Here is a 13666-nt window from a genome sequence, read left to right on the forward strand (position 1 = left end):
TATTGCGGAAGGCGTCACACTCGACAGCGCATCGTGGCGCCCGCGGCAAGGGTCGTTGGTCATGGTGCAAAGCGCGCCCTTTTTGTCAATTCATGGCGGCAAGGTCGGTAAACTTTCGCGGTACCCCGCCAGGATGCTCTGATGCTTGTTCTGCCCAGCGCGCGCGTCTGCGTTGCGCTTCTGTTGGCCGTATGGCTGTCCGGTTGTGCCCGTCAGGCGAGTGCGCCGGCGGTAGCCAAGCCCATCCCCGTGGTGGTGCAGCCGGTGGCGGTGCAACCCTGGAACTCCACCGTGCAATCCATCGCCACCGTGCGTGCGTGCGCGCGAGTCGGTGGCGCTCACCGCTGCGGTCAGCGATGTGGTCGAACAGGTTTATTTCGAGAGTGGCGATGAGGTCAAGGCCGGGCAGCTGCTGCTGCGCCTGCGCGGCAATTCGCAGCAGGCGGCGCTGACGGCCGCGCAGGCCACCTTCGAGGAAACCGACCAGCTGTACCGCCGCCAGTTGAGCCTGGTGAGCCAGCAACTGGTGGCCAAGTCCACGGTCGATACCCAGCGTGCGTTGCGTGATGCGGCGCAGGCGCGGGTGCAGCAGATGCGCGCGGAGATCATCGACCGCGAGGTGCGTGCGCCGTTTTCCGGCGTGCTGGGCATCCGCCAGATCAGCCCGGGCTCGTTGATTACCTCCAGTACGGTGATCGCCACGCTGGACGATGTGGCGCGCATGTACGTGGATTTCCAGGTGCCCGAATCACAATTCGGTCTGGTGCAACTGGGCAACACGGTCAACGGCACCGCGGCGGCGTATCCGGGGGCGCGTTTCGAAGGCGAGGTGGCCGCGATCGATTCGCGGATCGATGAGACCACGCGTTCGGTGACGGTGCGGGCGGATTTCCCCAACGACGATCGCCGGCTGCGCCCGGGCATGCTGCTGGATGTGCGGTTGTACCAGCCCGCGCGGCAGGCGGTGGTGATTCCGGAAATCGCGGTGGTGCAGGTGGGGCGCGAATCCTATGTGTTCCGGGTCACGCCCGACAGCCGCGTGGAGCGCGCCGATGTGCGCCTGGGCGAGCGGCGCGATGGCAAGGTGGAAATCCTCGACGGCCTCAAGGCCGGTGAGCGCATCGTGGTGGATGGCACCGGCAAGCTGCGTCCGGGCCTGCAGGTCGCCGACCAGCCCGCGCCCGCGCGGGCCACTCCGCAGGCTGCACGATGAAACTCTCTGACCTGTCCATTACCCGCCCGTTGATGGCGGTGGTGATGAGCCTGTTGCTGATCGTGCTGGGGGTGATGTCGTTCACCCGGCTCACCCTGCGCGAATTGCCGGCGATCGACCCGCCCATCGTATCGGTGGAGGTGGAATACACCGGCGCCTCGGCGGCAGTGGTGGAAAGCCGCATCACCCGGGTACTGGAAGACGCACTCGCCGGCATCGAGGGCATCGAGACCATCGAGGCGCGCAGCCGCAATGGGTCCTCCGACATCAGCATCGAGTTCGCACCCACCCGCGATGTGGAAGCGGCCGCCAACGACGTGCGCGATGCGGTGAGCCGGGTCTCCGACCGCATGCCCGACCAGGCGCGCCCACCGGAAATTTCCAAGGTCGAAGCCGACGCCGACCCCATCCTGTGGCTCAATATGAGCTCCAGCACGATGGACACGCTGCAGCTGTCCGATTACGCCGAACGTTATGTGGTGGATCGCTTCTCCAGCCTGGATGGCGTGGCGCAGGTGCGCATTGGTGGGCGTCAGCGCTATGCCATGCGCATCTGGCTGGACCGCGACCAGCTCGCCGCACGCGCGCTCACCGTGGCCGACGTGGAGGCGGCGCTGCAGAACGAAAACGTGGAGCTGCCGGCCGGCAGCATCGAATCGGCGCAGCGCGACTTCACCCTGCGCGTGGAGCGCAGCTATCTCAAGCCGGAGGACTTCGCCAGGCTGCCGCTGAGCAAGGGCGAGGGCGGTTATGTCGTGCGGTTGGGTGACGTGGCCAGGGTGGAGCTCACCTCGGCCGAGCGGCGCGCGTATTTCCAGAGCAATGGCGTGCCCAACGTCGGCCTGGGCATCGTGCGCAATTCCACCGCTCCATCAATGGTTCGACGGGCGCATGCAGGCAGTGTCCGGAGCGTACGGCCGCTCGCTGGAACGCCATGTGCAACGCACCTGGGTCTTTGCGTTGCTGATGCTGCTGGCGCTGGGCGCCAGTGCATGGCTGATGGGCCTCATTCCCTCCGAGCTGGCACCGGTCGAGGACCGCGGCAATTTCCAGATCATGATCGATGGCCCCGAGGGCGCCGGTTTTGATTACACCGTGGGGCAGATGCATCAGGTGGAAGACATCCTGCGTCCCTATGTTGGCCCGGACAAGCCCATCGTGCGCGCCAATCCGCGCGTGCCCGGGGGCTTTGGCAGCAGCGAGGAAATGCACACCGGTCGCGTCAGCGTGTTTTTGCAGGACTGGCAGCAGCGCACCCGCCCCACCACCGAAGTGGCCGACGAACTGCAGCAAAAGCTCAACGCGCTCAGCGGCGTGCGTGCGCGCACGCAGGTCAGCGGTGGCCTGGTACGTAGCCGCGGCCAGCCGTTCCAGTTGGTGCTGGGCGGGCCGGACTACGCCGAGATCGCGCAATGGCGCGATCGCATCCTGCAGCGCATGGAAGCCAATCCCGGCCTGGTCGGCCCGGACTCGGACTACAAGGAAACCCGCCCGCAGATGCGCGTCAACATCGACCGCCTGCGTGCGGCCGACCTGGGCGTGCCGGTGACCGCGATCGGTGGCGCGCTGGAAGCGATGATGGGCTCGCGCCGCGTCACCACCTTCGTCGACAACGGCGAGGAATACGATGTGATGCTGCAGGCCGGGCGCGAAGGCCGCATGGCGCCGGAAGACCTCACCGCCATCCGCGTGCGCTCCACCCGTGGCGAGCTGATTCCGCTGTCCAACCTGGTGAGCTTGAGCGAAGTGGCCGAAGCCGGCACCTTGAACCGCTTCAATCGCCTGCGCGCGATCACCATTACCGCCGGCCTGGCGCCGGGCTACCCGCTGGGCGAGGCCATCGCCTGGGCGCAGCAGGCCGCGCGCGAAGAATTGCCCGAATATGCCCAGGTGGACTGGAAGGGCGAATCGCGCGAATACCAGCAATCCGGCAGTGCGGTGTTGCTGACCTTCGGCATGGCCTTGCTGGTGGTGTACCTGGTGCTGGCGGCGCAGTTCGAAAGCTTTGCCCACCCGTTGGTCATCATGCTCACCGTGCCGTTGGCGGTGCTGGGTGCACTGGTCGGCCTGTGGCTCACCGGCGGTACGCTCAACCTCTTCAGCCAGATCGGCATCGTGATGCTGGTGGGCCTGGCGGCCAAGAACGGCATCCTGATCGTGGAATTCGCCAATCAGCTGCGCGACGAAGGCCGCAGCGTGCACGCGGCCATCGTCGAATCGGCATCGGTGCGCCTGCGCCCGATCCTGATGACCTCCATCGCCACCGTGGTCGGTGCGATCCCGTTGGTGGTGGCCGGTGGGCCCGGTTCGGCCAGCCGCGCCACCATCGGCGTGGTGGTGATCTTCGGTGTCTCGCTGTCCACGCTGCTGTCGCTGTACGTGGTGCCGGCGTTCTACAGCCTGATCGCGCCCTATACCAAATCGCCCGAAGCGTTGGCGCGTGAATTGGACGCGCTGGAGGCGACAACCCCATCGGTGGGCGGGCATGCGTAAGCGGCGTGCGTGCCTGGCCTGGCGGTCGCGGTGACCGGTGCGCGCGTGACAGCCGTGCCGGTCTGTGGTCGACTCCGACGCTTGCCCTGACCGGAATCTCCCATGCGTCGTCTCGTCTGCCTGCTCGCTCCTTCCGTCCTTGCACTGTGCTGTGGCGCCGCGCTGGCCCAGTCCGCCAGCGAACCGGTGCCCAACGGCCGGCTGCCGACCTGGGCGGTGCCCGAGCGCTACAGCCTGGCGCTGAAGATCGACCCGGACCAGGCGCAGTTCAGCGGCCGTAGCACCATCCGCGTGCAGCTCAAGCAGGCCTCCGATCACCTTTGGTTGCACGGCAAGGAGCTGAAGGTTAGCAAGGCCACGGTCACGCCCGGCAAGGGCAAGGCCCTGACCGCGCGCTATGTGCAGGCCGATGCGCAGACCGGTGTGGCGCGGCTGGAATTCGGTCGCACGCTCCAGCCGCAGACGCTCACCGTGGACATCACCTACAGCGCGCCGCTCAATCAGCAGCTGCAGGGCCTGTATCAAGTGAAGTACCAGGACAATGCCTATGCAATGACCCAGATGGAACCGATCAGCGCGCGCTACGCATTTCCCGGTTTCGATGAGCCGGCATTCAAGACGCCGTTCGACATCAGCCTGACCGTGCCCAAGGACGACCAGGCGTTGGCCAATACCATCGCCATCTCGACCAAGCCGGCCGGCAAGGGCTGGAAGACAGTGACCTTCGCGCCCACCGTGCCGTTGCCCACCTACCTGGTGGCGTACGCGGCCGGTCCGTGGGATGTGGTGGACGTACCGGCAATGCCGGCCACGCCGCAGCGGCCTGCGGCCACCCCGTTGCGCGGTATCGCGGCCAAGGGGCAGGGCCCGCGCATCACCCCCGCACTGGACCAGACGCCGGCAATCATCGCCGCGCTGGAGGAGTACTACGCCTTCGGCTATCCGTTCGACAAGCTCGACCTGGTGGCCGCCCCGGATTTCAGCGCCGGCGCGATGGAAAACCCCGGCTTCGTCACCTTCCGCGACTGGCTACTGTTGCTGGACAAGGACTCACCGGCGGTGAACGTGCAGCGCTCCTTCAACACCAATGCGCACGAGCTGGCGCATCAATGGACTGGCGACACCGTGACCATGGAATGGTGGGACGACCTGTGGCTCAACGAGGCCTTCGCCACCTGGATGCAGCAGAAGATCACCATGCAGCTGCATCCGGAGTATCACGCCAACCTGGATCGCATCGGCGGCGCGCAGCACGCGATGGATAACGACAGCCTGGTCAGCGCACGCAAGATCCGCCAACCGATCACCGGCAACGGCGATATCGAAACCGCCTTCGACGGCATCACCTACCAGAAGGGTGCGGCGGTGCTGGCGATGTTCGAAGCCTTTGTCGGCGAAGAGGTGTTCCGCGAGGGCATGCGCGCCTATATCGCCAGGCACACGTTTGCCAATGCAACCGCCGACGACCTGGTCGATGCGATCGCCGCAGGCGCCGGCAAGGACGCGGCGTTCAAGGCCGCCTTCCGCAGTTTCCTCGACCAGCCGGGCGTGCCGTACCTGCAGACCCAGGTGGCCCGCGCCGGTGGCAAGACCGTGGTCAACCTGCGGCAGCAGCGATATCTGCCGCTGGGCTCGACCGGATCGACCACACAGCAGTGGGGCGTGCCGGTGTGCGTGAAGTACGGCAAGGGCAACAACCAGGTCGGTACGGCCTGCCAATTGCTGGACAGCGCCAGCGGCAGCATCGTGCTGGAAGGGGCGGGCAAGAACACCTGGGTGTTCCCGAACGCGCGTGGTGCCGGCTATTACCGTTTCAGCCTGCCGAAGCAGCAGCTGGCCGCACTGGGCAAGCAGGTCGGCCAGCTCGATGACAGCGAGAAGCTCGCCTATGCCGATGCGATCGATGCGGCCTACCGCCATGGCGATGCCGACAGCGATGCGGTGCTGGCAGCGATCAAGCAGCTGGCGCCGTCTCCATCGGCCGATGTGTCCACCGCGCTGGTGGACCGCTTCGTGTGGATCTGGCAGTACCAGGCCAGCACCGACGCGCAACGCGGCGCATTGCGCAAGGTGGCCGAGCAGGCCTACCTGCCGCGCCTGCGTCAGTTGGGTTACACGCGGCGCAGCGGTGAATCGATCGACGACATCACGCTACGGAGTTCGTTGACCAGCCTGTTCGGCTTGCGCCTGCGCAGCCCCGAAGTACGCAAGGCCCTGCTTGCCCAGGGCGATGCCGTGCTGGCCGGCGGCAACGGTGCGCTGGACTTTTCTGCGGCCAATCCCGACCTGCTCGGCAACGCACTGGCGGTGAGCGTGCAGGAACGTGGCGCCGCCGCGGTGGATGCCTTGATCGCGGCATTGCGCACGCATGCCGACCCGGCACAGCGCAACGCGATGATCGACGGGCTGGGCGCGGTGCAGGATCCGGCACTGCTCAAGCAGGTCCGGGATTTTGCACTCACTGATGCCATCAAGGTCGGCGAGATGAAGAGCCTGCTGCGCAGCGGCCATGACGAGCAGGCATCGCATGCGTCGATGTGGCCGTGGTTCACCGCAAATTTCGACCGTATCGTGCAACGCAGCGGCTCGTTCGATGGTGGTGGCTTGCCTGGGCTGGGTGCGAGCGGCGGTTGCAGCAGCGCGGAAGCCGACCGCCTGGAGGCCTTCTTCAAGCCGCGCCTGACCAGCCTCAGCGGTGCCGATCGCGGCCTGGCTCAGGCCAGCGAGACCATCCGCCTGTGCGCTGCACTGCAACAGGCACAGACCGCCAAGCGCTGAGGTTTCCAGATGCTACCGGCCCGCAGTGGTCCGATGGACACTGCCGGCGCTCATGCATGCGCACGCTTGGCTGCTGCTGTTGGCCGATGGCAGAGATTTGCGTCTGCAACGGCCTTCCAGTTGCAGCCGCTGCGCCATGTGCCGAACATCGGTACTTCTGAGGCTGCGCACGCAAGGATCCGGGCGATGGACGAGGCATCGCGCTCGCTGGATCGCCAGCGCTGGAAACAAGTAGCGGAGGCCGGCACGGTCGTACTTTGCTCGCTCTGTGGCCAATCACGCAGGCCGGTGGCGTATGCCCGGCCCTGGTGCCGCAGTACCGCGATGCGCGCGCGGGGATGCACTGGCTTACCATCGTCGCCACTGTACCTGCAGCGACGGCCCCGGCTGGCGCTGCGGGGGCGGTGAACGCAGTGCGCCTTCAACGGCCATACGGCCCAGGCGACACGGCAATGCACGCGAACTTCTGGATACCACGATGACACAGCACGATGGACGCGGCCCACGGCCGCCACGCGATGGCGGCAAGCCATCAGGCGGCCCGCACAATCCCTGGGGCCGCGCCGCGCCGCGCGCACCCGCGCCTAACCCGCTCGCGCAACGGGCGCCCGACGCCGGCCCGTCGGCAGCGCCGCCATCGGGCGGCAATGCACGCGAGCTGCGCCTGTACGGCATCAACGCCGTGCAGGCCGTGTTCAAGGCGCGCCCACAGGCGCTGCGCAAGCTCTATCTGAGCCAGGCGCGGATTCCGCAGTGCAAGGCCTTGCTGGCTTGGTGTGTGGCCCAGCGCATCGGCTACCGCGTGGTGGAGGAGGCCGACCTGAGCAAGCTCGCCGCCAGTGCGCACCACGAAGGCGTGGTGGCCGATGTGCTGCGCGTGCCACCGCAGCCGCTGCAGGAATGGCTGGCCGCGCTGCCGCCAGGTCCGGTGCTGGCGCTGTGGCTGGACGGCGTGGGCAACCCGCACAACTTCGGCGCGATCCTGCGCTCGTCGGCGCACTTCGGCGTGGCCGGCCTGCTGCTGCCGGCCGGCTCCACGCTGGGGTTGTCCGGCGCGGCGGCCCGCGTCGCCGAAGGGGGTGCCGAAGCGGTGCCGCTGGTGCAGTTGCCGGAGACTGCGCAGGCGCTGGCGCAGTTGCGGCACGCCGGGTTTGCAGTGGCGGCCACGCTCGTTGATGGCGGCCAGGACGTGTTCGCTGCCCGCCTGCCGCAACGCCTGGTGTACGTGATGGGGGCGGAAAGCGATGGAATGGACCGCCAGTTCGCGCGCGACTGCGATCTGCAGCTGTCCATCGGCGGCAGCGGCAAGGTCGAAAGCCTCAACGTGGCCTCGGCCACTGCGGTTTTCCAGGCCGCCTGGCGTGCCCGTGTGATGACTGGAGAGCTCTGATGCGTCCATCTGCCTGGCTACTTGCTGCAACCTGCGTTGTCACCGGCAGCGCTGCTGCTGCCAAGGCGCCCACGCCTGCCGCGCCGCCGCAAGTGCACACCGACCACGGTGCGCTGCGCGGGCAGTGGCAGGACGATGGCAGCGCGGTGTTCCGCAAGATTCCGTTCGCCGCACCGCCGCTGGGCGCGTTGCGCTGGCGGTCACCGCAACCGGCCGCCGCATGGACGCAGGTGCGTGACGCCACCCAGGCCGCCACGCCGTGCGTGCAGCCTGCGCTGGGCTGGAACAACGCCATGGCCAGCCGCGCCAGCGAAGACTGCCTGTATGTGGAAGTGCAGACGCCGCAGCTGCATCCGGCCACGCCGTTGCCGGTGTTCGTGTGGATCCATGGTGGCGCCAATGTGGCCGGTGGTGCGGACGGGCATCTACCGACCAACCTGGTTGCGCAGAATATGCTGGTGGTGACACTGCAATACCGGTTGGGCGTACTGGGTTTCCTGTCGTTGCCGGAGTTGCGCGATGGCGACAACGCGGCGGCCGGCAACTACGCCTTGCTCGACCAGATTGCGGCCTTGCGCTGGGTGCGCGACAACATTGCGCAGTTCGGCGGCGACCCGGCGCGGCTCACCATTGCCGGGCAATCGGCCGGCGGCCAGGACGTGGGCCTGCTGATGCTCAGTCCACCTGCACGCGGGTTGTTTTCGGCCGCCATCGAACAGAGTGGCACCGCCGGCTTCGGCTTGCCGGCGCGTAGCCTGGAAGAAAATCGCGCGCTGGGCGTGAGCATCGCCAAGCGTGCCGGTATCGACGATCCGGCCACGCGCCTGGCGCAATTGCGTGCGCTGCCGGTGGACCAACTGCTCAAGGCCGGGCAGGGCGTGGATGTGCCGGCGCTGGACGACGATGGCTACATCTGGCTGCAGGCGGTTGTCGATGGGCGCGTGCTGCCGCGCGCGCCAGCCGAACTGTTGGCAAGCGGCGCGCAAGCCAAGGTGCCGCTGCTGATCGGTTACGTGGTGCAGGAACTCACCTATGGCGGCGAGCAGGGAGCGCAGGCACGGTTGCGCCGCGACTATCCGGATCGTGCCGATGCCGTGCTGCAGGCGCAGCGCGCGCGCGCAGAGCAGCGTGCGGCGCGGCAGGGCAATGCGGCGATGCAGCTGTCCACCGATCTCACGTTCCGCTGTCCGGCGTTGATCGTCGCCCAGCACCAGGCCGCACTGGGCGTACCGGTATGGCATTACGTCTTCGATACCGCCGCACCCGGCGCGCAGGTGACCCATAGCGCCGAATTGCCGTTCCTGTTCAAGGATCTGCCGATCGGACAGCCGCCGGTGAGTTTGCAGCGCTATTGGGCTGCCTTTGTGCAGCAAGGCAACCCCAATGCCAAGCAGTTGCCGGCCTGGCCGGCGTTTGCGCCCGGGCATGCGGCGCTGCATTTCGATGCGCGTGGAGTACAGCAGATCAGCGACGCGGCGCCAGACAGCTGCGCGGGCCTCGACTTGCCCTGAAGCGACGGTCATCGTGACGGCAGTAGCAGCGTTGTGACCTGGCGGCGCGGGAGCTGTTGCCGCCCGCTCCGGCACACCCTGCGGCACCTAATGCGTGGCCTTGGTATATTGCAGCGGTATCTGCAGGCATGCGTTTACGCTTACAGCTCAGCCGCTCCGCAGCGGATGTTTAACTGCTGCCAGTGGCGCTGCAATCAGGCTGCAAAAAGTAAGACAAAAAAGTAAGAGCAGCCATGCCAAGTTGACGTGACCGCACGCACCTTTGCGCAACGTTGCCTACCGTACGCACAAGTGTCGTCGGACAGCAACTACAGAGTTGTATGGCATATCGCATTCTTCGCGTGCTGCATGTCACGCAACACGCAATTGCCCTTGTCCCTGCGAACGCAACTACTAGTATCTGCACGCCTTCACGGCAGTCGTGCATATCCAGGTGAACATCGGTATGCCCTTGCATCGTGTTGGTGCTGTCTGCAGGCTGCGCCGCATGCAGGCCGCTTCTTTTCGGCGTACAGGGGAAACATCCATGAGTTGTACTTTTACTCGGCCGATCGTGATCGGCCGTGCCTTGACCGCGCTCGCTGTTTGCGTATTGGCTCCGGCCAGCATCGCCGCCACGCTGTTGCCACCATCGATCTCTGCAACGCGCGACCGCGAGGTCGATGCCGTGATGCCGCCGCTGCTGCAAACGCCTGCAACCGCACGCGTCGCAGCCGTGCAACAGGACACCGTGTTGCTTACCGCAGCCTCGCGCGCGTTCCCGCAGGTCACGAGCGAATTCAAGCAGTTTCTTGACGCGCAGGCACAGCTTAGCTACGCCAGGCGCGGCGCGTCGGCCAAGGTCGCCAACCCCACCGCGTTCGCCGAGATGCAGCGTTATCTGTTCAATCGCTATAACGGAGTGACGGTCCTGCGCAGCGTGCATCAGGGCGGCAAGGTATTCGACTGTATTCCGCGCGAGCAGCAACCAGCACTGCGCGATGGCAGCCCACTGGTGGCACCACCCACCATGGATGCAGGCACCGGCGCATTGACTGCGACCGATACCGCACAGCGTTGCGATGCCGGGAGTGTGCCGCTTGAACGGGTTGGCCTGTCGGACATGAGCAAGCATGCAGATCTGCGCAGCTTTCTGCGTGGCACCACGCCGCGTGCGATCGCACCCGCGCAGCAGGCTGCGACGGTATCGGCGGTACGGGATGTTTCGTTGGTGCAGCACTATCACTCCGTCGTCTATCTGGACACCGCCGGCTCGCCAGTGACCGGCGCCGGCGCTGACCTCAATACCTGGGTGCCCGCAGTGGGCGACAACGATGCCCAGTCGATCAGCCAGATCTGGCTGGTTGGCAATAGCAGCGCAGGCCTGGCTCAGACCGTGGAAGCAGGCTGGCAGACCCAGCCGGCTGCAAATTGGGGCACGCGACCGTTGCTGTTCATCTATTCGACCCAGGACGGCTATGCCCACACGGGCTGTCACAATCTCGACTGCGCCGACTTCGTGCAGGTCAGTACTGCCAACGTGCTTGGTGCCCCACCACCCAGTGGCTACAGCACCGCTGGCGGGGCGCAGGCGATGATGCGTGTGGAATTCCAGCGTAATGCCGATGGCTATTGGTGGTTCCGCTTGAACGGCGAATGGATCGGTTACTACAAGGCCGAGCTGTACGAAGGCGAGCTGGCCGAAGGAAGTTCAAAGATCTACATCTCTGCGGGGGGGGAGATCTCCACTTGGGATGGTCGCCCCAGCGCCCCGATGGGCAGTGGTCGTTTCGCTGCGGCCGGCTATCGCCAGGCAGCCTTCCAGGCCAACCACTTCTATCGCGATGCGGAACTGGTGACTCACCCGGCGCAGCGCCTGTCGTCGATGAATGTGAAGCAACCTGCGTGCTATACGATGGCCATTGCAGGCTTTGCCTATCCGTTTGCCCTAGGCGCGGGCGTCACCCGCACCAGCCTGTCGCCGGAAATGAAGAACGGCGGTTTCTATTTCGGCGGACCTGGCTGCACGCGCTGAGTAGTGCGCCGCATGCACTGCGTCGGTGCATGCGGCGTGGCCGAGTCAATGGCTGCGATGCCGTGATGCGCTGACGGCATCGCATGCTGAAATCGTGATCGCGTGCAAGGTACACGCGATCACGTTTCCGCAGCACGGCCTTGCTACTTTTTCTGCAGCCTGACCGCAGCGCCACCGCTTGCGGCCAGTGTCAGCTGCAAGGTGTCCTGGCGATTGAGCGTGCGTGTTTCGATATGGACATCGGTGGGTGATTGGCCGTCGGCATAGATCGTGGCGACCCAGTTGCCTTTGTCCAGAAACGACAGGGGCAGCGCTAGCGTACGCGCCTGCTCGTTGGTCATTGCGCCGATGTACCAGTCGGTGCCGCTACGTCGCGCCAGTGCGATGTGTTCGCCGATGGCACCGTCCAGTGCGCGTGTTTCGTCCCAGCTGGCCGGCACATCGCGCAAGAATTGCGCAGCCGGCACGTTCTCGTACTGCTCCGGGCTGTCGGCTACCACCGCAAACGGGCTTTCATAAACCACATACATCGCCAGCTGCTGTGCACGGGTGGTCATCACCTGCGGGGCGATGTGCTGCCACTTGAACTCGGACGGGCGCACATTACGGAAACCACCGGGCGTGTAGTCCATCGGCCCAAGCAGCATGCGCGTGAACGGCAGCGTGAGGTTGTGGGTGGCGGTGATGCGGGAGGTCCACTTGTTGTACTCGGCGCCCAGCACGCCCTCCTGGGTCAGGTAGTTAGGAAAAGTGCGGGTCAACCCGGTGGGATGGTAAGCCCCATGCAGGTTCACCAGCAGCTTGTGCTCTGCAGCCTTGGCCAACAGACGATGGTAGAAATCCACCATCTGCTGGTCATCGCGGTCCATGAAGTCGACCTTGATGCCCTTGATGCCCAGTTGCTGGTACCACGCCAGCGCCTGATCCATCTGCGCATCGAGCGCGCGCCAGTGCGCCCACAACCACAGGCCCACGTTGCGCTCGCGCGCATAGGCCACCAGGCCTGGTAGGTCCAGTTGCTCCACCGGGCGGCGGATGTCGGCATCGGCGTTGTATTGGCCATCGCCGGTACTGCCGTGAAACCAGCCGTCGTCGATCAGCATGTACTGCAGCTTCAACTGCTGGGCGTGATCGATGTAGCGCCGGATGGTGGCGGTGTTCATGCCCGGATCGGCCACGCCGCTGGCCAGGTTGCCCGACCACCAGTCCCACGCCGACTTGCCCGCGCGCACCCAGCTCGCATCGAACGCCGGTGGTGGATTGAGCGCGGACATCAGCGTGGATTCGATCAGGCTGGCCGGTGTGTCGCCCAACAGGATGACCCGCCATGGGGTTGCGAAATCGCGTCCCTTGGCATCGATGCGCACTGCCAGTGACGGGTCGTCCAGACGCGGCGACAACTTCGCCGAGACGCCCAGCCCGCCCTCGCTGCGCCCGGTGAGATACAGCCCCGCGTAGTCGCGCAGATTCGCCTCGCCGATCGCCAGCGTGGTGCCTTTCGCATCGGTCTGGCAGACCAGCGGAAGTTCGAGCAGATTGTGCGGCCGCAGTTTCGACGCAGCGATGGCGTCGTACTCGCCCTCGTGGCTGGTGCCGAAACGGCCCAGGTTCAAGGTCCAGCATGGGTAGTCGCGCGGGAACGCGAAACTGGTCAGTTCGTTGCGGATGCGCACCTGCCCGGCATCGGGCAAGACATAGCGCAGCGCGACGCCATCGTCGTAGGCACGCAATTCGATCGTCAGCGGCCGGCGTTGCGGGTCGGTCAGCTGCACACGTAGTTGCCGATAGTGATCGCGCACCTGCCGCGTCTTGCCGACCTGCAGCGTGAAGCGGCTGTCGTGGGTGTCGATACTGCTGCCGGACACCGTCATACCGCGACCGAGTTTATCGGCCCTGCCCAGGTCCAATCCGAGTGGCGCGTCGTCGAGCACCACGTTGTTGCGATACAGCACACGGTAACTGGGCACACCGCCGTCGCGTAGCGAGAATTCCACGCGCGTGCGTGCATCGGGCGACTGCACGTGCAGCGCTTGCGCGGCGGCGGGCACAGCGATCAGGCACAGCAGCGCGCAGGCCGCCGGTACTACGGACTGGATCAGGTTTCGCATGAGTCCCTCCTCCTGGAAGCGTCAACCCTAACCCAGAACGGTTGTCGTCGATATCGCGCTGGGGTAACGTTACCTCGCACCATGGCCGCTGAAACAGGGGCGGCAGCCACGGGCGGCACCATTGCAGGGCATCGGCAAGACGGCGTTCGCCGCTCGCTG

5 protein-coding genes and 2 pseudogenes are annotated in these 13666 nt (G+C 65.9%); 6 read left to right on the forward strand and 1 reads right to left on the reverse strand.

Annotated features, from left to right (window positions below; genetic code table 11):
- The first annotated feature begins 141 nt into the window (after nt 1-141).
- The 6 genes and pseudogenes from XcuCFBP2542_RS09905 to XcuCFBP2542_RS09930 all read left to right on the forward strand — a co-directional run bounded on the left by XcuCFBP2542_RS09905 (nt 142) and on the right by XcuCFBP2542_RS09930 (nt 11399).
- Nucleotides 142-1213 (forward strand): annotated as a pseudogene (locus XcuCFBP2542_RS09905) (efflux RND transporter periplasmic adaptor subunit).
- Nucleotides 1210-3706, forward strand: a pseudogene (locus tag XcuCFBP2542_RS09910) (efflux RND transporter permease subunit). The pseudogenes XcuCFBP2542_RS09905 and XcuCFBP2542_RS09910 overlap by 4 nt, the downstream one beginning before the upstream one ends.
- A gap of 102 nt (nt 3707-3808) precedes the next feature.
- Complete coding sequence (locus XcuCFBP2542_RS09915) at nt 3809-6484, forward strand: M1 family metallopeptidase (protein WP_104603417.1); 2676 nt, start codon at nt 3809-3811, stop codon at nt 6482-6484.
- Between the two features lie 478 nt (nt 6485-6962).
- Nucleotides 6963-7874: a TrmH family RNA methyltransferase gene (locus XcuCFBP2542_RS09920; protein WP_104603418.1), complete on the forward strand. Its 912-nt coding sequence runs from the start codon at nt 6963-6965 to the stop codon at nt 7872-7874.
- Nucleotides 7874-9385 carry a carboxylesterase/lipase family protein gene (locus XcuCFBP2542_RS09925; RefSeq protein WP_372372298.1) on the forward strand — a complete coding sequence of 504 codons (1512 nt, stop codon included), beginning with the start codon at nt 7874-7876 and terminating at the stop codon, nt 9383-9385. Before XcuCFBP2542_RS09920 ends, XcuCFBP2542_RS09925 begins: the two co-directional genes overlap by 1 nt.
- A gap of 526 nt (nt 9386-9911) precedes the next feature.
- Nucleotides 9912-11399, forward strand: a complete 1488-nt coding sequence (locus XcuCFBP2542_RS09930) for a neprosin family prolyl endopeptidase (RefSeq protein ID WP_158251446.1) — start codon at nt 9912-9914, stop codon at nt 11397-11399.
- 143 nt (nt 11400-11542) lie between these two features.
- On the opposite strand, the gene XcuCFBP2542_RS09935 is transcribed toward XcuCFBP2542_RS09930, so the two are convergent.
- A complete protein-coding gene (locus tag XcuCFBP2542_RS09935; protein ID WP_104603420.1) occupies nt 11543-13507 on the reverse strand; it encodes a glycoside hydrolase family 97 protein in 1965 nt (654 codons plus the stop codon).
- Nucleotides 13508-13666 lie beyond the last annotated feature (159 nt).

The sequence above is a fragment of the Xanthomonas cucurbitae genome (genome assembly GCF_002939885.1).
Lineage (GTDB): Bacteria > Pseudomonadota > Gammaproteobacteria > Xanthomonadales > Xanthomonadaceae > Xanthomonas > Xanthomonas cucurbitae.

Bases quoted from the DNA above. Each gene is read 5' to 3' on its own strand.
- XcuCFBP2542_RS09915 (WP_104603417.1), top strand. From the start codon at position 3,809: ATGCGTCGTCTCGTCTGCCTGCTCGCTCCTTCCGTCCTTGCACTGTGC.
- XcuCFBP2542_RS09920 (WP_104603418.1), top strand. From the start codon at position 6,963: ATGACACAGCACGATGGACGCGGCCCACGGCCGCCACGCGATGGCGGC.
- XcuCFBP2542_RS09925 (WP_372372298.1), top strand. From the start codon at position 7,874: ATGCGTCCATCTGCCTGGCTACTTGCTGCAACCTGCGTTGTCACCGGC.
- XcuCFBP2542_RS09930 (WP_158251446.1), top strand. From the start codon at position 9,912: ATGAGTTGTACTTTTACTCGGCCGATCGTGATCGGCCGTGCCTTGACC.
- XcuCFBP2542_RS09935 (WP_104603420.1), bottom strand. From the start codon at position 13,507: ATGCGAAACCTGATCCAGTCCGTAGTACCGGCGGCCTGCGCGCTGCTG.